The following is a 25,905-nucleotide window of genomic DNA, read 5'->3' on the forward strand; positions in this document are numbered from 1 at the left end:
TAGGAGGCTATAAGTGAGTCTGATAATGAAACTATTTCGTAGTGGAAATTCTCGTATGCAGGCTATGTAGCGCTTTGGGAAATAAGTAGGATACTCTGAAAAATTATTTTCGACGAACACTACTAGGCAACGGTCATATCTTTATACACCTCTCTTCATATTAAAAAAGAAATAATCAAATAACGTCGAATAATAAAAAATATTGTGTTGAAAATTAGGAGTAAGTCTTCTAATTGTGCTACAATATATGAGTAAATTCTTGTATGTAAGGTGGTGCAAAACGTAATGAATGTGACATTTTACTGGTATCCGAAATGCGGCACTTGCAGGAATGCAAAAAAATGGTTAGAAACTCATGATGTAGCGCTAGAAGCAGTACATATTGTCGACAATCCGCCATCACGCACAGAACTAGAAGAACTGTATAAGAAAAGCGGACTCGAACTCAAGAAATTCTTTAACACAAGTGGTATGAAATATCGTGAGCTTGGATTAAAGGATAAAATCAAAACCGCCTCGGAAGAAGAGTTGCTAGATATATTAGCAACGGATGGAATGCTCATTAAGCGCCCGATTACAACCGATGGCAACAAAGTAACAGTAGGATTTAATGAAAGCCTTTTTGAAGAAACTTGGAAATAAGAAAAGCTCCTTATCAAACGCAAATAGCGCTCGGAGCTTCAAAATAATTTCACTTTAATGGAGGTAATGAATGATGAACACACCAAAAGAATTACGCTATTCCGAAGAACATGAATGGGTAAAAGTAGAAGGCGAAAAAGTACGAATTGGTATCACAGATTTTGCACAATCTGAGCTAGGAGATATCGTATTCGTTGAACTACCTGAAGTTGGAGATGAAATTTCAGCAGATGAGCCATTTGGAAGCGTCGAATCTGTAAAAACGGTATCTGAACTTTACGCACCAATTAGTGGAAAAGTTGTCGAAGTAAATGAAGATTTAAGTGATAGCCCTGAATTTGTAAACGAATCTCCATACGAAAAAGCATGGATGATCGTTGTTGAACTTTCAGATGCTGGTGAAGTGGACAAGTTAATGACTGCTGATCAGTATGTGGAAATGACAAAAGAAGACTAATAACAATTAGACATTTAGGACACCCTAACTATAGATAAAACAAACGCTTATAAAGGGTGATTTCTAATGACTTTAGAAAATAAACGTTTAGATATAACTGACAGAGTAGTAGGTAAACTTGCTGATCAAGGCTTTAATTTGTATGTTGAAAAAGAACCAATTGGACAAGTGACTTTTTCTGAACAAGGTAATCAGTATACACTAAAGTCAGGTTATGAATCTCAGGGAAGTCGTATTTTTCAACAAGTTCAGGTTCCATCTGAAAAAGATGCTAAATATGTAGATTGCGACGATGAAAATGGATGGTGTTAGCCATCGGTGGGGTTGGGACTTTTAAAAGTTCCGCCCCTTTTTTCTATTTACACAACTCTTTTTTTGAAAATAGTCATATTAAAAGGTGAACTTTGGCGCTATGTAGAATATGAATAGTATAAAGATATTATGCTTTATACACTTTTTAAGAACAGGTGATGGGTATGGAAATAATCGATGTGGATAAAATCATCATTGTCGAGGGAAAATCGGATAAGAAAAGAATTCAACAAATTATCAACGAGCCCGTTCATATCATTTGTACGAATGGAACAATTAGTGTGACAAGATTAGATGAATTAATGGAAGACATTTTTGATAAAGAAGTGTATATATTAGTAGACGCGGATGACTCGGGGGACAAATTACGAAGATTATTCAAGCGTGAATTTCCTGAAGCGGAGCATCTCTATATCGATCGAATGTATCGTGAAGTTGCATCCGCACCATATCACCATATCGCAACGGTATTATTAAGTGCGAATATTGATATAAATACAGAATACCTACAATAGGATACGAATCCTGAGGATGAGGAAATGAAGGATTGGACCAAGAATCAATTATTAGAGGAAATAGATAAAAATCAAATATCTGTTATCTATTTTTATACGCCAATGTGTGGAACGTGCCAAGTTGCAAAAAGGATGCTCGAAGTAACAAAAGAACTGTATCCAAAGTTTCATTACGGGATGCTTGATGTTAACTATATTCAGGAGATTGCTATGAAGTGGGAAATAGAAAGTGTTCCGTGTTTGATGATTTTTCAAAGCGGACAAATTCTCGAAAAAATATATGCTTTTCACTCTGTCGAGCACCTTTTTCAACTGTTTCATCATATACAAAGTCAGACAACTAAAACACCTTAAAAAGGTGTTTTTTTGTTGGAATTATTTTTATTGTATTGAATCTCCCTTCTTAAAATACAGCTGCAAACGGACTAATCATACTAAACATATTTGAAGAATAATTTTTCTCTTGTCATTTTTCTGAAAAAAGAGTAAATTTATTTAGGGATACGAAACAAAAATAAGGGGAATTTTATGAAAAACTTAAAATGGCTCAGGTCATTTAGACACTATAATCGTAATATTAAACTGCTTTTTCTAGTTAATATCTTAACTCAAATCGGGTTAGGAATTTTTATGATAGTTTACAACTTTTATATTAGAGAATTAGGCTATGCGGAAACAGTAAATGGAAGCATGATTGCGATGGCTTCTTTAGCTGCTGCTATTATTTTAATTCCAGCTGGAATTCTTAGTGATAAATTGGGTAGAAGGAAAATGATGATTTATGGAGTAGTATTTACAGGGGTATTTATGCTTCTTCGTAGTACGCTTGAACTTCACTCCTTACTCTTGATTAGTTCGTTTATTTCAGGTATATCGATGGCGTTTTTACAAGTCACAGCAGTTCCTTGGCTAGCAGAAAACTCTACTCAATCCCAACGTGTTAAACTTTTTAGCTATCATTTTGCGGTGATGATGGGTGCTAATGTTATCGGTAATTTACTAGGTGGAACCTTAACAGATGCATTTTTATACTTGGTAGGATTAAGTCCCGTTTGGAGTGTTAGGTTAACTTTAATAATCGGAAGTTTTATTTTCGTTTTGGGCGTTTTCCCACTTTTGAAAACGGTAGAAACACCGCGAAAGAAAGAGAAAGAAACCTTCTCTTTGAAAGGGTTATTCCGAGCAATGCCATCAGGACAATTAAAGTTAATTATCATATTTGGAGTTGCCCAAATATTGATAGGTTTTGGTTCGGGATTAGTGATTCCTTATCTTAATCTCTACTTTGCTGATCGTTTTCATATCTCAAACTCAAGCATTGGAATAGTTTTGTCTCTTGGGCAAGCTGTTACAGCGGTTGCGATGATTGTTGGACCAGCAGTGGTAAGAAGAGTGGGAGAAGTTCGTGCTGTAGTGATTCTGCAACTACTATCCCTTCCATTTATGTTTATTACCGCATTTACGCATAGTTTTTGGTTAGCTGCTCTTGGATTTTTATTTCGTCAAGCATTAATGAATGCAGCAAATCCTATAATTTCTTCAATGATGATGGAAAAAGTTGATGATTCGTTGAAGGGGTTTGCAAACTCAATTAGTCAGATGGTCTTTTCATTAGGATGGGCTAGCATGGGACCAGTTTCGATGTCTATTGTGTTACTTTATGGAGAATATTGGGGGTATGGTATTGTATTTTCGTTAACAGCAGTGCTTTATTTGACAAGTTCTGTTTATTTTTATTTCGCATTTAGAGAAAAATCGACGACAAGTTATCAAAAATCAATTGCTGAATCATCATAGAATGACATATTTCTCGGGAAATGAAGACAATCAGCAAAATTTCGCGATTTTTGTTTCTTCATACAAGCAGGATTTCTCCTTTTTTGCATGAATGTGTTAAGTAGATAAAGGGGGGCTAACCGTGATGAAAACTATTCTAGAAGGATTTCTGGATAGAGTGAAAGACAAGTCGCATGTTTTGGAAATATTGCCTGCATATACGATTAAATGTTGCTTAAAAAGTGAGGAAGAAAGCTCTTTTTTTGTATTAAGTCGGGGTAGAATTGAAATGGTTGAGAGTGTCGATTCGATGGATATCAAAATTGAAGGGCCTGCTCATCTAATTTCAGATCTTTTAACTGGTTCAACAAAACTTACTCATGAAAAAATAGTGTTTCGTGGGAGTTTTCGTCAATGGTTACTAGTGGATTCTCTTTTAACATTAATGAAAAAAGCGTCATAATACGATTCTAATACTAGAAAGGGAAATCGCCGATATATGGAGAAGTACAGCAAAAATAACTAAAGTATTAGCAGTCAACGAGCGGAGTGGTAAGCATGTATTATTTTATAGTGAACAAAACCTCAGGTAACGGAAAAGGGTGGAGGGTTTGGGGGAATGTTGAAAATCTTTTGAAGAAGAGAAGCATTTCCTATAAGGTAGTTTTTACAGAGGGATCAGATCGGGATGCAGATTTAGTAGAAAGTATATCACCATTTGAATTGAAAGCAATTATTGTGGTTGGGGGAGACGGTACTATTCACGGAGTAGCTAATAGCTTAGTGCACAAGAAAATTCCGTTGGGAATAATTCCAGCTGGCTCTGGCAATGATTTTGCAAGGAGTTTACAAATCCCTATGAATTATGTGGAAGCATTAGAAAGAATTTTAGTAGGTTCTATTAAAGAGATAGACATTGGTAAAGTTGGTGAAGAATACTATATTACCATTGCTGGTATTGGATTCGATGGGAAGGTAGCGCAAGTGACAAACGAATCAAAGTCCAAGAAGCTACTTAATAAACTTAATTTAGGAAGTCTAGCATATGTGTATAGTTTAATTAAGGTGTTATTTACATATAAACCAACAACCGTCAAACTAAAGATAGATAGAGTAGAGAAAATCTATCATGATGTTTGGATGATCTCAGTAGCAAATCTACCCTTTTATGGGGGAGGAATAAAGATTTGTCCGGATGCAAAAGCAGATGACGGGTTGTTAGACTTGTGTATTGTACATGGTGTAGGCAGATGGGAGTTATTGTTGGTCTTTCCTAGAGCTTTTTCAGGGAGTCATATTACCCATAGAAATGTCACGATACAAAAAGGCAAAGACATCATATTGGAGCCTTACGATGAATTAACCATTCAGTGTGATGGCGAGATTATCAAACAGCAGAGGATTGCTTTAACGATAGAAGAAAAGGCATTATTTATATTATAATTTTTTTGTTTGACAGGTACCAAGGACCATGATACGATTACATTCGTTAATAATAAATAATCTGATTTACCCAAATACTTAACTTTATATGTTTATCTCTTATCGAGAGAGGTGGAGGGACGTGCCCGATGAAACCCGGCAACCGTCAACAAGTAATTGTTGAAATGGTGCCAATTCACACAAAGCATAATAATTGCTTTGATAGATGAGAGGAAGGACTTTTATCTATATAATCCTTTCTGCTCATTTGCGCAGGAAGGATTTTTTGTTTGCTATAAAGTTTTAATTATTCTCAGTTTTTCTGGTAAATAGAGGTTGGAATAGTCAATCGTTTTTTCGATTGTTGGGTAAGCTAAGGGTTAGGATTGAGAGAAGGAAGGTGTACGTATGATCTCTTTACAAGGTGTAAAAAAAGTTTTCCAAACGAAAAATGGAAAAGTTACAGCTGTAGATGATATAGATTTGTCCATTAACCAAGGAGAGATCTTTGGAATTATAGGATATAGTGGTGCGGGAAAAAGTACGTTAATTCGAATGCTTAATGGACTTGAAACACCATCAAGCGGTGATGTTGATGTAGCAGGTCGCAATCTTGCTACAATTAAAGGAAAAGAATTACGAGCGGCGCGTCAAGAAATTAGCATGATTTTTCAGCATTTTAATTTGCTTTGGTCGAGAACGGTTAAAGAAAATATTGCGTTCCCCTTAGAAATTGCTGGTATTAAACAGGAAGAAAGAAATAAGAGAGTGGCAGAATTAGTCAAGCTTGTAGGATTAGAAGGTCGCGAAGATTCTTATCCGGCACAATTAAGTGGTGGTCAAAAGCAGAGAGTCGGGATTGCAAGAGCATTAGCAAATAATCCGAAAGTTTTATTATGTGATGAAGCGACATCGGCACTTGATCCACAAACGACAGACTCCATTCTAGAACTTCTTGTTGATATAAATAAACGCTTGAAACTAACGATTGTGCTCATTACACATGAAATGCATGTTATTCGTAAAATTTGTCACCGTGTTGCTGTCATGGAAGACGGGAAAATTGTGGAGCAAGGTAATGTGTTAGAGGTTTTCCGTAAACCAGAACAACCCATTACGAAGCGTTTTGTGAAACAAGTAACGGTGCCAGAAGAAACACTGGAAACAATCGAACATCTTTTAGCGGATTTTCCAAAGGGGCGAGTGATACAGCTTACATTCGTTGGAGCATCTGCGGAGCAACCAATTATTATGAACTTAATTCGCAAATTTGCGATTGACGTGAATATTCTACAGGGGAAAATTTCGCAAACCCAAAATGGTGCATATGGATCATTATTTCTGCACTTAGATGGTGAAGACTTAGAAATTGAACAAGCGCTAGCATACATTCGTGAGCAGCAAGTGGAGTTGGAGGTGATGACGAATGTTTGAGCGCGTTAATTGGGATAATGTTTGGAAAGCAACCGAAGAAACACTTTACATGAGTAGCATCTCTGTCGTTATTACGTTTATTTTAGGAATTATTTTAGGTCTTTTATTATTCTTAACTGCTAAAGGGAATATCTGGGAAAACAAACTGATTAATGGAATTGTAGCAGCGGTCGTTAATATCTTTCGTTCCATACCATTTGTCATTTTAATTGTATTATTAATTCCTTTTACAAGAACACTTCTAGGCACGATTATCGGTGCAGATGCAGCATTGCCAGCACTAATCATCGGTGCAGCACCATTCTATGCACGGATGGTTGAAATTGCATTGCGAGAAATTGATAAAGGTGTCATCGAGGCAGCCCGGTCAATGGGGGCGAAAACGTCTGAAATCATCTGGAAGGTTTTACTTCCGGAATCGATGCCAGCGTTAGTATCTGGAATTACAGTGACAGCAATCGCAATTGTGAGTTATACAGCAATGGCCGGTTTTGTTGGCGCAGGTGGATTAGGAAACCTTGCTTTCTTAGATGGTTTTCAACGAAATAATTGGGAAGTAACCTTTGTATGTACCATCGTAATTTTAATTATCGTGTTTGTTATCCAATTTATTGGTGACTATATAACAGCTAAATTAGACAAAAGATAAGGGAGAGGGATTACAGATGAAAAAATTAGTCAGCTTTGCAGTTATTTCTTTATTAGTGCTTGTTCTAGCAGCTTGCGGTTCAAGTGGAAATGGGTCAGATGGTAAAGGCATTAAAGAAGGTAAATTAGTAGTAGGAGCTTCCAATGTTCCACATGCAGAAATTTTAGAAGAAGCAGCTGCTCTATTAAAGGAAAAAGGTATTGAGCTAGAAATTCAAAGGTTTTCGGACTATATCATTCCGAACCAGGCTTTAAGAGACAAAGATTTAGATGCAAACTATTTTCAACATCAACCTTATTTAGAATCTCAAATCGCGGATAATGACTATGATTTTGAAAGTGCTGGTGGTGTTCATATCGAGCCAATCGGTGTGTACTCTCAAAAATATGCTAGCTTAGAAGAGCTTCCAGAAAAAGCAGAAATTTTAATGAGTAATTCAATTGCCGATCACGGACGTATTTTATCCATGCTTCAAGAAAAAGGTTTAATCACGTTGAAAGAGGGCGTCGAGCCTATCGCAGCTACAGTTAATGATATTGAAGAGAACCCGAAAGACTTACAGTTCAACACTCAGTTTGAAGCAGCATTTTTACCACAAGCTTATCTAAATGGTGATGGAGATGCAGTTTTAATTAATGGTAACTATGCACTTGGAGCAGATATCGATCCTGCCAAGGAAGCGATTGAGTTAGAATCACCAGAGAATAACCCTTATGTAAACTTAGTTGTTATTCGTTCAGAGGATAAAGGAAATGAGCAAATTAAAGCATTAGTAGAAGTTCTTCAATCAGAAGAAATCAGAGCATTTATTGAAGAAAAATATCAAGGTACAGTTATCCCAGCTGCTGGTGAGTAATTATAGAAGTAAAGCGTCCTATTATGGGGCGCTTTTTATTTTTGTTTGCCACTTTTTCATAGGTTCTGGAAGAGCGATGAATGGTTTTGCGGAGCTTCTGACAATTTTGGGGAAGCTTTTGATAAATTTCCGTAAGCTTCTGACAAATTTGGAGCAGCTTTTGATAAAATTCCGTGAGCTTCTGACAATTTTAGAAAACCTTTTGACATTTTGTATTTCCCTCAAGTATTTCCCGACTTTTCTTCTAATCCCCCAGCATCTAGTCTGTGCTTTGTTCTTCCAAACATAAAGGACACCACGATGCAGAAGCATATAGTAGGTATTTGCTGTTTAGTATTTATCACCTTAGGCAGATGCCCAATTACGAGAGCTGACCCTTTCAAATGGCTCCTTTTGAAGGTTGGGTATATTACCCAATGTTGTTATGATTATTAGTGTGTTTAAAGTAAATACTCTAAAGGGTATCTGTATAACTAGATACAGAATTAAACACATATAAATAGGAAGGGAATGGTTTATTATCCATCATCAAGTACAGGTGAAGTACACTGGTAACATGGAAAAGGCAATGTTTCAAGCTTATGGGTTCGGGTATGAGGAATACACAAGACAACTTTCAAAACGTCTAGAGGTTGAAAAGCTTCGAGAAGAGGAATACCAAAAAAGCTTGGATTTAGTTGCAGAATTAGACCGTAGATTCCACACTTAAAAACTTACTAACAAATTTGCTTTTTAGAACTTACTTATAATAGCCATTGATTACTAATAAAAAGGGGCTAGCACCAGACTCATTAAGATGAGAATGCTGCAAGCCTCTTTTTATTTTTGGATCTGTTAAAGTACAACGGTGTTGCATAGACACTCATACAAAGAAATTATTACACCATGAAGTATGTAAATAGATCAGTTAAACGTTACATCTAAACTGGCCACCCCTGGTGATTGAAGTGGAAGGCGTGAGACTCCTGCGGGAAGTAGCGTTTTGTGGAGACCCCGCAGGCAAAGCCGAGGAGGCTCCATAAGCGCCCCGCGGAAAGCGAACACCTGCAACGGAAATCTACAGGGAGTTTAAAAAGCAACCTATCTTTTTCAGGATAGCCTTATTTTTTATCCTAATGTTGTTCAATAAAAGGGCATTATAAAATAATTCCCAGAAAATTAGACTTTTTAACAATAAGTTCGATATAATTTGAGGGTGTGTCAGACAAATCGGAAAAGGTTGCTAACACTTTCTATTTGTTATAAGATTGTAATGAGAATAAAGTGAGAATTATAACAAGAATGTGTTTTCATACATGAGCACAAGTACATTGGAGGTATTGAGGAATGGGTTCAACTTTAACAATTAAAGATTTACATGTTTCTATTAATGATAAAGAGATTTTAAAGGGTGTAAATCTTGAAGTAAAAGGCGGAGAGATTCACGCGATCATGGGTCCTAACGGAACAGGGAAGTCAACGCTTTCAGCTGCAATCATGGGTCACCCGAAATATGAAGTAACAAGTGGTAGCATCTCATTTGATGGTGAAGATGTGTTAGAAATGGAAGTAGACGAGCGTGCAAAGGTTGGTTTATTTCTTGCAATGCAATATCCAAGTGAGATTAGTGGCGTAACAAATGCTGATTTCCTACGTTCTGCTATCAATGCTCGTCGCGAAGAAGGCGATGAAATTTCTTTAATGAAGTTTATCCGTAAAATGGACAAAAGCATGGACTTCTTAGAAATGGATCAAGCTATGGCACAACGTTATTTAAACGAAGGTTTCTCCGGTGGAGAGAAAAAGCGTAATGAAATTTTACAATTAATGATGATCGAGCCTAAGATTGCTATCTTAGACGAAATTGATTCTGGTTTAGATATAGATGCTTTAAAGGTTGTTTCTAAAGGAATCAATGAAATGCGTAGCGATGACTTTGGTTGCTTAATTATCACTCACTACCAACGTCTATTAAACTACATCACACCTGACCATGTTCACGTAATGATGCAAGGTCGTATTGTAAAATCTGGTGGAAAAGAATTAGCACAACGCCTTGAAGCAGAAGGTTATGATTGGATTAAGCAAGAATTAGGTATTGAAGACGAAACAGTCGGGCAAGAAGCGTAAGCAAGGAGGATAATCATGACGTTAGAGACAAAATTACCGTTTGATCAAGACTACCTCAGCAACTACTCTAAAGAATTAGGGGAGCCTCAGTGGTTGTCGGATCTTCGCTTACAAGCTCTTGCATTGGCAGAAGAACTGCCTTTACCAAAGCCTGATAAAACGAAGATTACGAAATGGAATTTCACTCAATTCCAAAAACATACTGTAGAGACTTCTATTACTTCAGTAGAGCAATTACCGGAAGAGGTAAAAGCGCTAGTAGATGTTGAGAATATATACGTTCAAGTAGACAACACACCTGTAGTTGCTTCATTAAAAGAAGAATTAACTGCACAAGGTGTTATTTTCACGGATATTTTAACTGCTGCAAAAGACCATAGTGATCTTGTACAAAAGTACTTCATGAAAGATGGAGTAAAAGTAGATGAGCACAAATTAACGGCGTTACACGCTGCATTAATGAATGGCGGAGCATTTTTGTATATTCCTAAAAATGTAGTGATTGAAGATCCAATTCAAGCTATTTATGTTCACGATAAAGCTGAAGCTATTTTTAATCACGTATTAATAGTAGCGGAAGATAATAGTGCTGTTACGTATGTGGAGAATTATCTTTCTACTACAGACGGAGAAGGTTCTATTTTCAACATCGTTACCGAAGTTATCGCTAATGCTAACTCAAAGGTACTATACGGGACAGTAGATCATCTAGGTAAAGGTGTAACAACTTATGTAAATCGTCGCGGAGTTGTTGGACGCGATGCAACACTTGAGTGGGCACTTGGACTGATGAACGATGGCGATACGATTTCAGAGAATATTACTCATTTAATCGGTGACGGTTCTACTGGAGATACAAAATCGGTAGTAGTAGGTCGTGGAGTACAAAAGCAAAATTTCACGACAATGGTTGTTCATCATGGTAAAAACTCTGAGGGTCAAATCTTAAAGCATGGTGTTATGAAGGATAGTGCAAGTTCAGTATTTAACGGAATTGGGAAGATTGAGCATGGAGCTTCAAAATCTAATGCAGAACAAGAATCCCGTGTGTTAATGCTTAGCGAAAAAGCTCGTGGAGATGCGAATCCAATTCTTTTAATCGATGAGGATGATGTAACTGCAGGACACGCTGCATCTGCAGGCCGTGTGGATCCACTACAGCTTTATTATATAATGAGTCGTGGTATCTCTAAGAAGGAAGCAGAGCGCTTAGTTATTCACGGGTTCTTAGCTCCAGTTGTTAATCAATTACCGATCGAAAAGGTGAAAAACCTCTTGATTGATGTAATTGAAAGGAAAGTAAAATAATGAATATCCAGGAGATTCGTCAGCAGTTTCCTATTTTACACCAAGAGGTTAATGGGCATCCGCTTGTATACCTAGATAGTGCTGCTACTTCTCAAAAACCGTTAGCGGTTATTGAGGCGTTAGAAAAGTATTATAAAGGCTACAACTCTAATGTTCACCGAGGAGTACATACCCTTGGAACAAGAGCGACGGATGGATATGAGGGAGCAAGAGATAAAGTGAAAAACTTTATTAATGCTTCGTTCAGAGAAGAAATTATTTTCACTCGCGGTACTACAACTGCGCTTAATCTTGTAGCATCTAGCTATGCACGTGCCAATCTAAATGAGGGCGACGAAATAGTTATCACCTACATGGAGCATCATAGTAATATCATTCCATGGCAGCAAGCGGCAAAAGCTACAGGAGCAACATTGAAATATATTCCACTGACAGAAGATGGCTCTATTTCTTTAAAAGATGTAGAAGAAACGGTTACTTCAAACACGAAAATTGTTTCCGTGATGCAAGTTTCCAATGTATTAGGTGCCATCAATCCAATTAAAGAAATCGCTGCAATTGCTCATAAAAATGGCGCAATTATGGTGGTGGATGGCGCTCAAAGTACGCCACATATGAAGGTGGATGTACAGGACTTAGATTGCGACTTCTTTGCATTATCTGGTCATAAAATGGGTGCCCCAACTGGAATTGGTGCTCTTTACGGGAAGAAGCATCTGTTAGAGAACATGGAACCAATTGAATTTGGTGGAGAAATGATTGATTTTGTTGGCCTGCAGGATTCCACATGGAAGGAACTTCCTTGGAAATTTGAGGGCGGCACTCCTATTATTGCAGGTGCGATTGGACTTGGGGCTGCGATTGATTTTCTAGAGCAAATTGGGATGGAAAATATTTTAGCTCATGAGCACAAGCTTGCCACCTATGCAATAGACCGCATGTCTGAAATTGAAGGTATTACGATTTATGGTCCGAAGAAGCGTGCAGGAGTTGTAACATTTAATATAGATGATGTACATCCACATGATGTCGCTACGGTGCTAGATGCAGAAGGTATTGCTGTTCGTGCAGGACACCATTGTGCACAGCCTTTAATGAAGTATCTAAATGTATCTTCTACCGCTCGTGCAAGTTTTTACCTGTATAATACGGAAGAAGAAATTGATAAGCTAGTAGCATCATTAGTGAAAACAAAGGAGTACTTTAGCAATGTCTTTTAATAATTTAGATACTCTTTATCGTCAAGTGATTATGGACCATTATAAAAACCCTCGTAATAAGGGCCAGCTTGAAGAAGAAAGTATTACGATTGATATGAATAATCCAACCTGTGGAGACCGTATCCATCTAACCTTGAAGCTAGAGGATGGAAAAGTTGCTGCTGCGAAATTTGATGGCGAGGGCTGCTCTATTTCAATGGCATCAGCTTCAATGATGACACAGGCAGTAAAAGGATTAGAAGTGGAAAAAGCATTAGAGCTTTCACAAATTTTTTATGATATGATGCTTGGTAAAGAATATGATGATGAGAATTTAGATTTAGGGGATATTGAAGCACTTCAAGGAGTTGCTAAATTCCCGGCTCGTATAAAATGTGCGACCCTCGCTTGGAAAGCAATGGAAAAGGGAGTTAAATCTGAATAAGCTATAAAGGATTAGGGAGCTTTAGGAATAGTAAATGATTTCTAAAGCTCACCTCTTGAATGGAGGGAATAAGAAAATGGCAAAAAAAATGCCTGAAATCGGCGATTACAAGTATGGCTTTAAGGATAAGGATGTTTCTATTTTCCGTTCTGGTCGTGGACTTACGAAAGAAATCGTAGAAGAAATTTCTCGTATGAAATCAGAGCCTCAATGGATGTTAGATTTCCGTCTTAAATCGTTAGAGCAATTCTATAACATGCCTATGCCTCAATGGGGTGGCGACTTAAATAGCTTAAACTTTGATGAGATTACGTACTACGTAAAACCATCTGAAAAGTCAGAGCGTTCTTGGGATGAAGTACCTGAAGAAATCAAACAAACATTTGATAAATTAGGTATTCCTGAAGCAGAACAAAAATATTTAGCTGGTGTATCTGCACAGTATGAGTCTGAGGTTGTTTACCACAACATGCAAGAAGACTTAGAAGACTTAGGTGTTGTTTTTAAGGATACAGACACAGCGTTAAAAGAAAATGAAGATATCTTCCGTGAGCACTTCGCGAAAGTTATCCCGCCTACTGACAACAAGTTCTCAGCATTGAACTCTGCAGTATGGTCTGGTGGTTCTTTCATCTATGTTCCTAAAGGTATTAAAGTGGAAACTCCACTTCAAGCATACTTCCGTATTAACTCAGAAAACATGGGTCAATTCGAACGTACGCTAATCATTGTAGACGAAGGCGCACATGTACACTATGTAGAAGGCTGTACAGCACCTGTTTACACAACGAACTCCTTACACAGTGCGGTAGTAGAAATCATCATTAAGAAGGATGCTTACTGCCGTTACACGACGATTCAAAACTGGGCAAACAACGTTTACAATCTAGTTACAAAGCGTGCAGTGTGTGAAGCGAATGCAACGATGGAATGGATTGATGGTAACATCGGTTCCAAATTAACGATGAAATACCCAGCTGTTATCCTTAAAGGAGAAGGCGCTCGTGGTATGACACTTTCCATCGCATTAGCTGGAAAAGGTCAACATCAAGATGCAGGTGCGAAAATGATTCACTTAGCACCAAACACATCTTCTACGATTGTTTCTAAGTCTATCTCTAAACAAGGTGGAAAAGTAACATACCGTGGAATCGTTCATTTTGGTAAAAGAGCTACAGGTGCTCGTTCTAACATCGAGTGTGACACACTAATCATGGATAACCAATCTACTTCTGATACAATTCCTTACAACGAAGTGTTCAACGATAATGTATCCCTTGAGCATGAAGCAAAGGTATCGAAAGTATCTGAAGAGCAATTGTTCTATCTAATGAGCCGTGGTCTTTCAGAAGAAGAAGCAACAGAAATGATCGTAATGGGCTTCATCGAGCCATTCACGAAAGAACTTCCGATGGAATATGCGGTTGAGATGAATAGATTGATCAAGTTCGAAATGGAAGGGTCTATCGGTTAATATAGACCTTGAATTAAAAAAGGTAGCAAACGGTGTAAATATGTTTGCTACCTTTTTTGTATGTTTTTTTGGGGGGAGAATAGTGCAATTACACCACGTTTTCCTCGACCTCTCCGGTATTCTCCTTCTGTTTTTCCAAATAATCACTCACCTTCAAGCTAGTATAAATAAAGCCTGCTGCGATGAATGCCGAAAAGACCCAGCCGTTTACTTTCATAAAGAATAGGATTCTATCGTAGCCTTGAACACCATACACGCCGATTAAATATTGCTTTAAACCAGCAGAGAAAAAACTGCGTACAGCGAATATGGCCGTTACAATATAAAATGCTGGTAATAACGCTTTTTGCTGGTACAAACGTAAGCTATTTTCTCGTTTATGCCCTTGGAGATAGGCGATATCAACCGCGAAGTAGAGTGCAATTGGTTTTCTGATTATCATCGTAACTATAAAAAATGAACCAAAAACCATTCCGACGTAAACAGAATTTTGGAGCATCGTAAATGCGGAGCCTGATAAAATATCGACAACTGTACTAATTAAAAGGGTCGACAATAGAAACATCCCCGTTATATTAAATTGTTTTTCTAGCCCAAATCGTACAATCGTATAGAGAAATCCAGGAGCAGTGGATAGGAGAATGGCATAATAGTCTCCTAAGGGTGCTTGTCCATATTTCCAAATGACATAAGGCATCACTAAGTAAAATAATAAATCAAATAAGACAATTTTGTTTTTCATTTATTTTCCTCCACTTTTTTTATAATTTCCAAACTGAAAATACATGGGTATTTGTTGAACACTCTGTTGATCTCTGTTGCAGGTGGCAGCGATTGTGGGTTACGGGCGCCCGCTATAATAAAAAGAGGTAGGCTCAGAAAAAGTACATTTTAAAGAATAAGCATCATCTCAAGTATTTCTTTTGAGAACACGAAAATCGAAATGCAGGAAAAGGAAAGCCTCTAAAGCCCGTTTGAGAACACGAATATCGAAAAACAGGAAAAGGAAAGCGCCAAAAGCCCGTTTGTGAACACGAAAATCGAAAAACAGGAAAAGGAAAGCGCCAAAAGCTCGTTTGTGAACACGAAAATCGAAAAACAGGAAAAGGAAAGCGCCAAAAGCCCGTTTGTGAACACGAAAATCGAAAAACAGAAAAAGGAAAGCCTCTAAAGGATAAAGTCCATATAATTGTGTAAATAGAAAGGTCACCATCATGACCCGTGGTGTTACAATGTTTTCGACCAAGAAAACTACACGCACGGAGGACATGATGATGACCCAAATCAATATTACTATAAATTTAGAAGATCTCAAAGAGAAAATCGAAAAAAGCGCTTTAGAATCACCTGTAAAAGCATCCCTTTCCCTTATTTTAAATTCTTTGATGGAAAAAGAAAGAGATGAGTACATCAACGCACTCTCTCATGAGAGAACTGAAGAACGCCGATCCTATCGGAATGGGTATTATGAGCGTGAGTTGATTACGGGAGCTGGTTCTCTAAAACTTAGAGTTCCTCGTACACGAGATGGGGAATTTTCTACCACTGTCTTTCAAAAATATGCACGCTGCGAACAGGCTCTTATTCTTTCCATGATTGAAATGGTGGTAAATGGGGTTTCTACACGAAAGGTAACGAAAATTGTAGAAGAGCTGTGTGGGAAAAGTGTGTCTAAATCTCTCGTTTCCAATTTAACCAAAACACTTGATCCTATCATCAACGAATGGAGAAACCGTCCATTAAACACGTTTTACTACCCTTATGTTTACGTGGACGCTCTATATATCAAGGTTCGGGAAAACCAAAAGGTGGTGTCTAAAAGTGTTCATATTGCTTGTGGGGTGAACCAAAACGGGCATAGAGAAATCATTGGCTTGAAAGTTAATCACTCGGAATCCACTGAAAGCTGGTCTAATTTCTTTGAGTACCTAAAATCTAGAGGACTTCAATCTCCTAAAATGGTGATCTCTGATGCCCATGCTGGTTTGGTTTCTTCCATTCAAACATCATTCTTAGGAACCTCTTGGCAGAGATGTGTGGTCCATTTCTTAAGGAACATCATGGACACCCTCCCTAAAAAGACAACAGAAGCTCGACAAGAGCTTAAAGACATGTTTCAGAACTCGGATATCAAACTTGTAAGAGAGATGAAAGCCCGTTTTGTGGAAAAGTACCAAGACACAAAGGGCTTCAGTAAAGCTATTAATAAACTAGAGGATGGGTTTGAGGACGCTATTCAATTTCATTCACAACCAGTTCAACACCATAAGAACCTACGTACCACTAACATGTTAGAACGTGTTAACAGAGAAATACGTAGAAGAGAACGAGTCATTCAGATTTTCCCTAATGAACAATCTGCCAATCGAATCATTGGAGCCGTTTTAATGAATATAGAAGCAGACTGGAATAAGCATAACATCCCCTATCTAAAAGATATCAAGCCTAATTAACCCTAAAAGATAGTGGTTAAGCCTAATTTCAAATTGACATCGAGCCTCTGTGGGCATGATGAAAAGCCAGGAAGCCAGGTTTCTTAAACCTGGCCTGCCCACGCAGGCTATCATGCCCACCTCTCGATGTAAATTCGAAATACGTATCGCTCACCTAATCTTATTTATTGTCTTGTCGAAACTCATTGTTGACACTTTTACACAATAATATGGACTTGACTCTCTAAAGCCCGTTTGTGAACACGAAAATCGAAAAACAGAAAAAGGAAAGCCTCTAAAGCCCGTTTGTGAACACGAAAATCGAAAAATAGGAAAAGAAAAGCTCCAAAAGCCCGTTTGTGAACACGAAAATCGAAAAATAGGAAAAGGAAAGCCTCTAAAGCCCGTTTGTGAACACGAAAATCGAAAAATAGGAAAAGGAAAGCGCCAAAAGCTCGTTTGTGAACACGAAAATCGAAATGCAGGAAAAGGAAAGCGCCAAAAGCCCGTTTGTGAACACGAAAAGCGAAAAACAGGAAAAGGAAAGCCTCTAAAGCCCGTTTGTGAACACGAAAAGCGAAAAACAGGAAAAGGAAAGCGCCAAAAGCTCGTTTGTGAACACGAATATCGAAAAATAGGAAAAGGAAAGCGCCAAAAGCCCGTTTGTGAACACGAAAACACCAAAAAGGCAAAAAGTAGGCACCTAAAAGCCCCTCTGACTACACATAAATACAAAAGTAAGCTACTTTAATTGTACCAATTACTCCCAAGTAAAACACGTTAAATTTTAAACGATTATGCCGATTATGATAAAATAAAAAAAATGAGGTGAAACGGATGATATATATTGGTGTAACTGGATGGGGAGATCATGATTCGCTTTATACTACTGGTGTTGCTGCTAGAAATAAGTTGAAAGAATATGCGGCAAATTTTCCGATCGTAGAGGTAGATTCTTCTTTCTATGCAATTCCAAATAGACAACATATAGAAAAGTGGGTCGCCGATACGCCCTCTTCTTTTAAATTTATTGTAAAGGCCTATCAAGGGATGACAGGGCATCAACGTGGAGAAATTCCTTATGAATCCAAAGAAGCGATGTTTGCTGCGTTTAAGCATTCTATCGAACCTTTTGAAGAGTCTAATAAGCTAGCGATGGTTCTATTTCAATTTCCGCCATGGTTTGATTGCACGAAAGGAAATGTAAGCTATTTACGCTGGTGTAAAGAGAGAATGGCAAATACCCCGGTAGCTTTAGAGTTTCGCAATCAAACCTGGTTTTCTAAAAATTTACGAGAAAAAACACTCATGTTTATGGAGCAGGAAGGCTGGATACATTGTATTTGTGATGAGCCGCAAACGCGCACTGGATCGATTCCGACCGTTTTGCATCCAACAAATAAAGAAAGTACTTTAGTTCGTTTACATGGGCGCAATGTCCATGCCTGGTCACAGCCTGTTTTTGGGAAGGATTGGAGAGAAGTCCGTTATTTGTATGATTACAACGAGCAAGAATTAATCGAGTGGAAGCGAAATTTAGAGAAGCTGAAACACGAGACAAAGGATATTTACTTTTTATTTAACAATAATTCTGGTGGACATGCTGCAGGTAACGCTAAGCGTATGATAGAAATGCTAGGTTTAGAATACGGTGGCTTAGCGCCAAAACAACTAGACCTATTTTAGAAAAAGAGGAGAGAAAGAGCGCGTGCATATTCGAATTTTACATACTAATGATATACATAGCCATTTTGAGACGTACCCGAAACTAGCAACATTTTTAAAAGACAGTGATAAAAATGTTCCTTCTGTATTAGTAGATATTGGGGATAATATGGACCGATTTCACTCAATTACGGAGGCAACTAATGGAAGGGCGAATACAGCGCTTCTTAATTATTTACAGTACGATTTTGCAACGATTGGCAATAATGAAGGGATTACGTTGGCTTATCAGGAATTGACAGAGCTTTATCAGGAAGCAGAATTTTCGGTTCTCGTTGCAAATTTGTTCGAACAGAATGGGAATTACCCAGAATGGATTAAACCCTATGCATACAAAGAAATAGAAGGTTTAAAGGTATGCTTCATAGGGGTTACTGTTTTTTATCAAAAATTTTATCAATTATTAGGCTGGAAGCTAGAAGAACCTTTTCAGGTGCTAGAAGAAATTTTACCTGAAATTGTAAAGGAAGCAGATGCTGTAGTAGTTCTCTCCCATCTTGGGATTACGGATGATGAAGAGATGGCAAGAAGGTTTCCTGCTATCGATGTTATTCTAGGTGGTCATACCCATCATGTTTTGCCAGAAGGGAAATGGATAGGGAATACGCTTTTATGTGGGGCCGGTAAGTATGGGGAGTATATCGGACAGGTAGATCTTTCTTTTAATCAGGAGAAGAAAATTCTACAAAAATCTGCAAGCTTACATTCTTTACGGCCGATAAAAGCTTGTCCATCACTACAAAGCAAGATAGAAGAAATCCAGCATGAAGCATCGGCTGTATTGCGAAATAATGTAGCAATCATAAATAGGCCTCTGAAGGTAAGCTGGTTTGAGGATTCTCCATTCCCAGATCTTTTAGCAGAGGCGTTAAAGGAATGGTGTGATGCTGATATTGGTATGGTTAATGCAGGTGTATTATTAGAGTCTATTGAAGCGGGAGAGGTAACGAAAGAAGATTTGCATCGAATTTGTCCACATCCGATTAATCCATGTCGTGTTTCGTTAACTGGAGAAGAGCTTAAAGAAGTCATTCAGCAAGCAGTTCAGCCAGAAATGGAAAAGTTGCGTATAAAAGGTATTGGGTTCCGAGGAAAGGTGATGGGGAAAATGGCATTTAGTGGATTGGGGCTCGAAACAGAAGTCCACTCGGATGGAAGTGTTCAGGTCGTAACGGTCTTCGTTAATGGACGTGATATTTTGCCACATGAAATCATTTCAATTGGAACGATCGATATGTTTACTTTTGGAGGTATGTATCCGAGTATTATGCGGGCTAAAGATAAGAAGTTTTATATGCCTGAGCTTCTTCGAGATGTTTTGGCGGGAAAAATTGCTCGCTTATAACATTAAGTAATAAACCCATTTTTTACACGCTTTTCTTTCCTTGACATAAATTGATAGAGGAAGGGAGCGTGACAAATATCTATGATTGAAATGACGCCTATAACCATTAATGGAGTTAATTTTACTGCTGTCACAGTTAGATTGCCAAAGACTAATTTTCTAGCTGTAACTAGTGATAAAGGGTATATCATGTGTGGAGCCCTTGATGTTGCCTTATTAAATGAAAAGCTGAGAGATCGTCGAATCATTGCTGGGCGAGCGGTCGGTGTTCGTACGATTGAGCAATTAATAGAGGCCCCTTTAGAGTCGGTTACGTATGAAGCGGAAAGTCTAGGTATAACTGTCGGGATGGCTGGCAAGGATGCCTTGTTAAAAATGATATAAAAACGACTAACAGTTTAAGGGCTGTTAGACTCTCAATAAAGGAGACCTCTTAATGGGGTCTCTTTTGGCGTTCCCCAAAACACACTTAAGTGGATAGAAATTCTTACTTCCAATCATTCATTGATAAATTTTTATAAAAATTTCATTATTATTGAAGTTTTCTTTCTTTCTTTTTACTATAATAGGAAATATATAGATTTTGTCGAAATATGAAGATAGGAGACACTATGAGATTATTACCCACGAAGTCAATGAAGCCGGGAATGAAGCTAGCTAAAACTATCTATAATGATCAAGGCAGACCCTTAATAAGTGAAGGAATACCTGTAACAGCAAGAATGATTTCGCGCTTGCAGCAATTAAACGTTACCTATGTTTATATAGAGGACGCACGAACAAAAGATATCTATGTTCCGACTTTGATTTCAGATAAAGTGAGGAAGAAGGCAATCTCAACCATTACAGATACTTTTAAACTACTTGAGAGTGAGAAAAAACTTAGTAAATGGTTTGTGATGGATCAATCATCTAAAGAGTTGAAACGATTGATCAACCATCTTTTAACAGATATGAAGTCGAGTGAGGAAGTAGCAACTCTTTTAACAGATGTTTATATCCATGATAATTATGTATTTACACACTCTTTAAATGTGACATTATATGCCCTTTCTATTGGACTGAAATTAGGACTACCTCAAAAAGACCTAGAAATTCTAGGGTTAGGAGGTATGCTTCATGATATTGGCAAGATGCAAATTCCGGCAGAGATTTTGCATAAGCCTGGAAAGCTGACAAGCGAAGAGTTTATTGAGATGAAAAAGCATACCACCTATGGTTACGATGTTTTGCGTAACATGCATACTATTCCATTGTTAGTAGCTCATTGTGCCTTTCAGCATCATGAGAGACTGAATGGTAGTGGGTATCCTAGAGGGGTCAAAAAAGATGATATTCATATTTTTGCGAAAATTCTTGCTGTGGCTGATGTATTTGATGCTGTAACCTCACATCGAATCTATCGAAATGCGATGTTGCCCCATGAAGGGCTAGAATTACTCTATGCAGGCTCAGAATCACTTTATGAGCCTGCTATTATTGAAGCATTTAGAAAATCTGTGGCTATATATCCGTTTGGCTTAACCGTAACGCTTAATGATGGGAGAAAGGGGCTAGTTGTTGGGCAAAATAAAGACTTAACAGAACGTCCAATTATACGAATCATAGAAGTAGAAGGTAGTGAGATAGAGACCCCATATGATGTGAATTTAAAGGACTACCTAGATATAAGTATTGTGGATTGTGAAAAGCAGGATAGTATGTCAGCGGTTAGCTAGATTCGAAGTTTACAAATATTTCTTTTGTCCTAGAGTAATAAGTATGTTATAGTGAAACAATAAAATTATATACTTCCCTTATCATACGATGAGGTAGAGGATGCATAGCATAAGAGTAATACTACTGGAGGGTGACACCATTGATAGTAGGAGAAAGGATGCTGTGCCGAAGCGAAATGAGTCGTCAAGCTTATTTTGCTGGGGTTATCTTGAATAAGGATAACACTGCCATTATGACCGGTACGGACGGGTTTGTAATGGAGGGCTACTGATCGGATGGAGGATAACATACATTACGCATACAAAAGTAATGATAGTTATTTTCTATCATTACTTTTTATTATGTTTTCTTTCAGAGCCCTCCTTATTGTAGCCGTTTGAATTGGTCAAACATATTACAATTTTCTTGGGGGTTTTTTTGTATGGAAGGAACAATTTATTCATTGATTCCTCCAGTGCTTGCAATTCTAATGGTTATTTTAACTAGAAGAGTATTGCTTTCACTTGGAGTAGGTATTCTAGCAGCTGCATTATTATTAGCGGACTTTAACCCTTTAACGATGCTTGTGTTAGTATGGGATACTGTAGTAGCAAACCTTTATTCAATAGAAGATAAAGAATTGAACTTATGGAACATTTATATTTTGCTATTTTTAATCATATTAGGAATTATCACTGCTTTCATTTCTATTACTGGTGGTAGCGGTGCATTTGGAGAATGGGCACAAAAAAGAGTGAAATCAAGAAGGGGCTCTAAACTCTTGACTGCATTCTTAGGTATTATTATCTTTATAGATGATTATTTTAACGCTTTAGCAGTGGGACAAGTGAGTAGACCACTCACAGACAGACATAAAGTTTCTCGTGCGAAATTGGCGTACTTAATAGATTCAACTTCTGCTCCAATCTGTGTCATTTCACCTATTTCAAGTTGGGGAGCAGTCATTATAGGAACAATTGGTACGGAAGTATTGTTAAAGCAAGGTATTGCAAACATCTCTGCTTTTAGTGCTTTTATGCAAATTATTCCGATGAACTTATATGTGTTTTCCGCATTACTCATGGTGTTTTTAGTGAGTTATTTCAATTTCAATATTGGACCAATGAAAAAACATGAGGATCGTGCGATGAAAACGGGGCAATTGTATGATCCTGAAAAAGAAGTACCTGGTGAGCTTTCTGAGGATCTTCCTACAAGCTCAAAGGGGAAAATCGGAAATCTTATATGGCCAATTGTTTCTCTATTTGCTGGTGTGATTGGTGCGATGTTCTGGACAGGTTACACAGCTATCGATGGTGAAGTAACATTGTTAGCTATATTCGAAAACACAGATCCTTCTGCATCGTTATTCTACGGTGGTGTCTTTGCATTATTGGTTTCTTTCTTCTTCTTATACCGTCAGATTTCTCTTGGTGGTATTAAAGGAAACGTCGTAGGAAAAGGTGTTGCAGCTGGAGCGAAATCGATGCTTCCTGCCATTTATATTTTATTTTTTGCTTGGACAATCGGAGGATTAATCGGTGAATTGGGAACTGGAGACTATCTAGCTAGTATCGTTACAGCAGCTAATTTGAACGTGGCATATTTGCCAGTAATTATCTTTATCATTGCTGGATTAACGGCGTTTGCTACTGGTACTTCGTGGGGGACGTTTGGACTCTTACTTCCTATTGCTGGCCAGATTGCTGTAGCAACAGATGTTACAATCCTCTTACCAGCATTAGCAGCAGTTCTAGCGGGTGCAGTATTTGGTGATCATTGTTCACCGATTTCTGATACAACTATCCTGTCCTCTACAGGAGCTGGTTGTAATCATATTGACCATGTAATTACACAGTTACCGTATGCCCTTATTAGTGCAGGTGTAACGATTATCGGGTATATTGTACTAGGTTTAACTGGAAGCACTGTACTTGGATTACTAGTTGTTCTAGTAGCATTTATTATTATTGCATTTAGTTCTAAGGCTATTAAAACAGCATAAGTTATCATTTATTACCTTGAATAATACTTTTTAAATAAAGTAAAAACACATTTCCTGAACCTGCATTCTATTAATGTAGCTAGGGAAATGTGTTTTTTTGTAATTTTAAAAAATAATAAAACTAATATTTATGCATGATAGAATGCTTATTTAATAAAGTTTTTAAATGTGTTTTTCTTATATTGTGTATAAATATTCAATATTAAGATTTGTAAAAGTTAGTTCTAAAGTATAAAGGAAAATATTGTTTTGACATAGTCATAAAGTCTAGTTATACTATGTATAAATTATCATAAATAGTCAGAAAAAATAAAACATTTGGACTCTTTTAACTATTGATTGGTAATTTAATGAGTTCAACTAGGGAGGATATTTAGAATGGAAAATCGACCGCAATGGGGGACAAGAGCAGGGTTTATTTTAGCGGCGTGTGGATCGGCCATTGGTTTAGGAAACATATGGCGATTTCCTGCAGTTGCATATGAGAATGGAGGAGGAGCATTCTTCTTACCATACTTATTCGCCCTTCTAACAGCTGGTATACCGCTATTAATTCTTGAATTTACATTAGGACATAAGTATCGTGGATCTGCTCCGCTGACTTATGCAAGATTAAGCAAAAAGTATGAGTGGCTTGGTTGGTGGCAAGTTGGTATTGCATTTATTATTTCTACATATTATTCGGTTATTATAGCTTGGGCCATGTCTTACTCTGTATTCTCATTTAATTTAAGTTGGGGCGAAGATACAGTTGGTTTCTTAGTCACTGATTATTTACAACTTGCAGCTCCAGGCGAATTTGGTAGTTTAGTGCCATCAGTACTAATTCCACTAGTACTTGTTTGGGTTATTACATTAGGAGTTTTATTTAAAGGTATTAAAAAGGGAATTGAAGTTGCAAACAAAATTTTTATTCCAGCCCTAGTTATTATCTTCTTAATCATTGTGGTACGCGCCTTAACTTTAGATGGCGCAGTAGATGGATTAAATGCTTTCTTTAAACCAGATTGGAGCGCAATTTCAAGCGGAAAAGTATGGGTAGCTGCTTACGGTCAAATTTTCTTCAGTTTATCGATAGCGTTTGCAATTATGGTAACGTATTCAAGTTACTTGCCGAAAAAGTCAGATATTACTAACAATGCATTTATTACTGGCTTTAGTAACTCTGGTTTTGAATTACTTGCTGGTATCGGTGTATTTAGTATTTTAGGATTTATGGCTGCTCAACAAGGAGTAGGTGTCGATGAAGTAGTAAAGGGTGGGGTTGCATTAGCTTTCATGGTTTTCCCACAAATTATTAATGAATTTCCAGCGTTTAATCAGTTGTTTGGATTTTTATTCTTCGGCTCTTTAGTGCTAGCAGGTTTATCTTCTTTAATTTCGATTGTAGAAACTTATGTAGCTGGTATTCAAGATAAATTCAATGTATCCCGTACAAAGGCGGTTGCATTGGGTGGTGGACTTTCTGCTCTATTATCTTTAGTATTTGCAACTCAAGGTGGTTTAAACTTACTAGACGTAGCAGATTACTTCATTAACCATTTCGGAATTGCCCTTGCAGGATTAGTGCAAATTGTGGTGGTAGTATGGTTAACGAAAAACTTGAAAACACTTCAAGACCATACGAATGCTGTATCTGATATAAAGTTAACAGGTATTCTTGGGGCTTGGTGGAAAGTGTCTCTAGCATTTATTACACCGCTAGTATTAGGTTATATGATGTTCGACTTAATCCGTTTAAATATTCTTGAAGTTTACGGAGCTGGAGACGGATATTCTAGATTATTCACGATTCAATATGGCGTTATTGTTGCAGTCTTAGCACTTGTATTTGGAATAGTATTCTCCTTAATTAAGTGGAAGAAAGATGTTTTAGAAATACCTTCATCCTCAGCAAAGGAGGTCAATAAATAATGGATTCTAGTGCATTAGTAATGATGATTCTTGGTATTGGTATCATATGGGGTGGCCTTGCTGCAAGCATATGGTGGGCGGTTAAAAAGAGTAAGCAACAAGCTTAGTTATATAAAAAAGAAAGCTGTTAGCGATATAATTTCGCCGACAGCTTTCTTTTTTACTATAATATCTTTCTTGCGAAGGAG

At 37.5% G+C, this 25,905-nt stretch carries 27 protein-coding genes and 2 riboswitches; of the genes, 25 read left to right on the forward strand and 2 right to left on the reverse strand.

The genetic code is table 11. The features are described from left to right. Window positions 1–285 precede the first annotated feature (285 nt). The 17 genes from BK580_RS03815 to sufB all read left to right on the forward strand — a co-directional run bounded on the left by BK580_RS03815 (window position 286) and on the right by sufB (window position 14,598). A complete protein-coding gene (locus tag BK580_RS03815; RefSeq protein WP_078379079.1) occupies window positions 286–642 on the forward strand; it encodes an arsenate reductase family protein in 357 nt (118 codons plus the stop codon). A 73-nt stretch (window positions 643–715) separates the two neighbouring features. After that, on the forward strand, window positions 716–1,099 hold the full coding sequence (gene gcvH / locus BK580_RS03820; protein ID WP_078382627.1) for a glycine cleavage system protein GcvH: 384 nt from the start codon (window positions 716–718) through the stop codon (window positions 1,097–1,099). Between the two features lie 66 nt (window positions 1,100–1,165). Continuing rightward, window positions 1,166–1,411 carry a YusG family protein gene (locus BK580_RS03825; RefSeq protein WP_078379080.1) on the forward strand — a complete coding sequence of 82 codons (246 nt, stop codon included), beginning with the start codon at window positions 1,166–1,168 and terminating at the stop codon, window positions 1,409–1,411. 164 nt (window positions 1,412–1,575) lie between these two features. Next, window positions 1,576–1,926 (forward strand): toprim domain-containing protein, encoded by a 351-nt coding sequence (locus BK580_RS03830; RefSeq protein WP_078379081.1) that lies wholly within the window; start codon window positions 1,576–1,578, stop codon window positions 1,924–1,926. A 24-nt stretch (window positions 1,927–1,950) separates the two neighbouring features. Further along, window positions 1,951–2,280, forward strand: coding sequence for a thioredoxin family protein (locus BK580_RS03835; RefSeq protein WP_078379082.1), 330 nt, complete (start codon window positions 1,951–1,953; stop codon window positions 2,278–2,280). Window positions 2,281–2,454: 174 nt separating this feature from the next. Next, window positions 2,455–3,723, forward strand: coding sequence for an MFS transporter (locus BK580_RS03840; RefSeq protein ID WP_078379083.1), 1,269 nt, complete (start codon window positions 2,455–2,457; stop codon window positions 3,721–3,723). A gap of 121 nt (window positions 3,724–3,844) precedes the next feature. Further along, complete coding sequence (locus tag BK580_RS03845) at window positions 3,845–4,165, forward strand: hypothetical protein (RefSeq protein ID WP_078379084.1); 321 nt, start codon at window positions 3,845–3,847, stop codon at window positions 4,163–4,165. A gap of 95 nt (window positions 4,166–4,260) precedes the next feature. Beyond that, window positions 4,261–5,145: a diacylglycerol/lipid kinase family protein gene (locus BK580_RS03850; RefSeq protein ID WP_078379085.1), complete on the forward strand. Its 885-nt coding sequence runs from the start codon at window positions 4,261–4,263 to the stop codon at window positions 5,143–5,145. Between the two features lie 96 nt (window positions 5,146–5,241). Then, a riboswitch (SAM riboswitch) is annotated at window positions 5,242–5,357 on the forward strand. A gap of 175 nt (window positions 5,358–5,532) precedes the next feature. Then, on the forward strand, window positions 5,533–6,558 hold the full coding sequence (locus BK580_RS03855) for a methionine ABC transporter ATP-binding protein (RefSeq protein ID WP_078379086.1): 1,026 nt from the start codon (window positions 5,533–5,535) through the stop codon (window positions 6,556–6,558). Then, window positions 6,551–7,207, forward strand: coding sequence for a methionine ABC transporter permease (locus BK580_RS03860; RefSeq protein ID WP_078379087.1), 657 nt, complete (start codon window positions 6,551–6,553; stop codon window positions 7,205–7,207). The genes BK580_RS03855 and BK580_RS03860 overlap by 8 nt, the downstream gene beginning before the upstream one ends. Window positions 7,208–7,223: 16 nt before the next feature. Continuing rightward, the gene (locus tag BK580_RS03865; RefSeq protein ID WP_078379088.1) at window positions 7,224–8,063 is read left to right on the forward strand and encodes a MetQ/NlpA family ABC transporter substrate-binding protein; all 840 of its coding nucleotides are present in this window, start codon (window positions 7,224–7,226) and stop codon (window positions 8,061–8,063) included. A 556-nt stretch (window positions 8,064–8,619) separates the two neighbouring features. After that, window positions 8,620–8,772 carry a YuzK family famiily protein gene (locus BK580_RS23485; RefSeq protein ID WP_169864792.1) on the forward strand — a complete coding sequence of 51 codons (153 nt, stop codon included), beginning with the start codon at window positions 8,620–8,622 and terminating at the stop codon, window positions 8,770–8,772. A 617-nt stretch (window positions 8,773–9,389) separates the two neighbouring features. After that, entirely contained in the window at window positions 9,390–10,172 is a 783-nt protein-coding gene (gene sufC / locus BK580_RS03870) for a Fe-S cluster assembly ATPase SufC (RefSeq protein ID WP_078379089.1), read from the forward strand. Between the two features lie 15 nt (window positions 10,173–10,187). Continuing rightward, entirely contained in the window at window positions 10,188–11,480 is a 1,293-nt protein-coding gene (sufD, locus tag BK580_RS03875; protein ID WP_078379090.1) for a Fe-S cluster assembly protein SufD, read from the forward strand. Next, the gene (locus BK580_RS03880) at window positions 11,480–12,700 is read left to right on the forward strand and encodes a cysteine desulfurase (protein ID WP_078379091.1); all 1,221 of its coding nucleotides are present in this window, start codon (window positions 11,480–11,482) and stop codon (window positions 12,698–12,700) included. Before sufD ends, BK580_RS03880 begins: the two co-directional genes overlap by 1 nt. Beyond that, the gene (sufU, locus tag BK580_RS03885) at window positions 12,690–13,124 is read left to right on the forward strand and encodes a Fe-S cluster assembly sulfur transfer protein SufU (RefSeq protein ID WP_078379092.1); all 435 of its coding nucleotides are present in this window, start codon (window positions 12,690–12,692) and stop codon (window positions 13,122–13,124) included. Before BK580_RS03880 ends, sufU begins: the two co-directional genes overlap by 11 nt. 76 nt (window positions 13,125–13,200) lie before the next feature. Then, complete coding sequence (gene sufB / locus BK580_RS03890; RefSeq protein WP_078379093.1) at window positions 13,201–14,598, forward strand: Fe-S cluster assembly protein SufB; 1,398 nt, start codon at window positions 13,201–13,203, stop codon at window positions 14,596–14,598. 88 nt (window positions 14,599–14,686) lie between these two features. Here the strand turns inward: sufB and BK580_RS03895 are convergent, their stop codons facing one another. Further along, window positions 14,687–15,340 (reverse strand): VC0807 family protein, encoded by a 654-nt coding sequence (locus BK580_RS03895; RefSeq protein ID WP_078379094.1) that lies wholly within the window; start codon window positions 15,338–15,340, stop codon window positions 14,687–14,689. A 532-nt stretch (window positions 15,341–15,872) separates the two neighbouring features. Between BK580_RS03895 and BK580_RS03905 the strand changes: the two genes are divergently transcribed. Continuing rightward, the gene (locus tag BK580_RS03905; RefSeq protein ID WP_078378567.1) at window positions 15,873–17,051 is read left to right on the forward strand and encodes an IS256 family transposase; all 1,179 of its coding nucleotides are present in this window, start codon (window positions 15,873–15,875) and stop codon (window positions 17,049–17,051) included. Window positions 17,052–17,248: 197 nt separating this feature from the next. Here the strand turns inward: BK580_RS03905 and BK580_RS03910 are convergent, their stop codons facing one another. Then, the gene (locus BK580_RS03910) at window positions 17,249–17,722 is read right to left on the reverse strand and encodes a hypothetical protein (RefSeq protein WP_078379096.1); all 474 of its coding nucleotides are present in this window, start codon (window positions 17,720–17,722) and stop codon (window positions 17,249–17,251) included. Between the two features lie 145 nt (window positions 17,723–17,867). Between BK580_RS03910 and BK580_RS03915 the strand changes: the two genes are divergently transcribed. From BK580_RS03915 to BK580_RS23270, 7 genes are all read left to right on the forward strand, one after another. Next, window positions 17,868–18,716 carry a DUF72 domain-containing protein gene (locus BK580_RS03915; protein ID WP_078379097.1) on the forward strand — a complete coding sequence of 283 codons (849 nt, stop codon included), beginning with the start codon at window positions 17,868–17,870 and terminating at the stop codon, window positions 18,714–18,716. A gap of 22 nt (window positions 18,717–18,738) precedes the next feature. Next, window positions 18,739–20,100, forward strand: a complete 1,362-nt coding sequence (locus BK580_RS03920) for a bifunctional metallophosphatase/5'-nucleotidase (RefSeq protein WP_078379098.1) — start codon at window positions 18,739–18,741, stop codon at window positions 20,098–20,100. A gap of 81 nt (window positions 20,101–20,181) precedes the next feature. Continuing rightward, on the forward strand, window positions 20,182–20,484 hold the full coding sequence (locus tag BK580_RS03925) for a YunC family protein (protein ID WP_078379099.1): 303 nt from the start codon (window positions 20,182–20,184) through the stop codon (window positions 20,482–20,484). 227 nt (window positions 20,485–20,711) lie between these two features. After that, window positions 20,712–21,818, forward strand: a complete 1,107-nt coding sequence (locus BK580_RS03930) for an HD-GYP domain-containing protein (RefSeq protein ID WP_078379100.1) — start codon at window positions 20,712–20,714, stop codon at window positions 21,816–21,818. 86 nt (window positions 21,819–21,904) lie between these two features. Continuing rightward, window positions 21,905–22,094: riboswitch (Lysine riboswitch) on the forward strand. A 146-nt stretch (window positions 22,095–22,240) separates the two neighbouring features. Continuing rightward, on the forward strand, window positions 22,241–23,803 hold the full coding sequence (locus BK580_RS03935) for a Na+/H+ antiporter NhaC family protein (RefSeq protein ID WP_078379101.1): 1,563 nt from the start codon (window positions 22,241–22,243) through the stop codon (window positions 23,801–23,803). A gap of 378 nt (window positions 23,804–24,181) precedes the next feature. Beyond that, window positions 24,182–25,717 carry a sodium-dependent transporter gene (locus BK580_RS03940; protein ID WP_078379102.1) on the forward strand — a complete coding sequence of 512 codons (1,536 nt, stop codon included), beginning with the start codon at window positions 24,182–24,184 and terminating at the stop codon, window positions 25,715–25,717. Beyond that, a complete protein-coding gene (locus BK580_RS23270; RefSeq protein WP_139364835.1) occupies window positions 25,717–25,824 on the forward strand; it encodes a methionine/alanine import family NSS transporter small subunit in 108 nt (35 codons plus the stop codon). Before BK580_RS03940 ends, BK580_RS23270 begins: the two co-directional genes overlap by 1 nt. Window positions 25,825–25,905: the final 81 nt, after the last annotated feature.

Source organism: Sutcliffiella halmapala, assembly GCF_002019665.1.
Lineage (GTDB): Bacteria > Bacillota > Bacilli > Bacillales > Bacillaceae_I > Sutcliffiella_A > Sutcliffiella_A halmapala.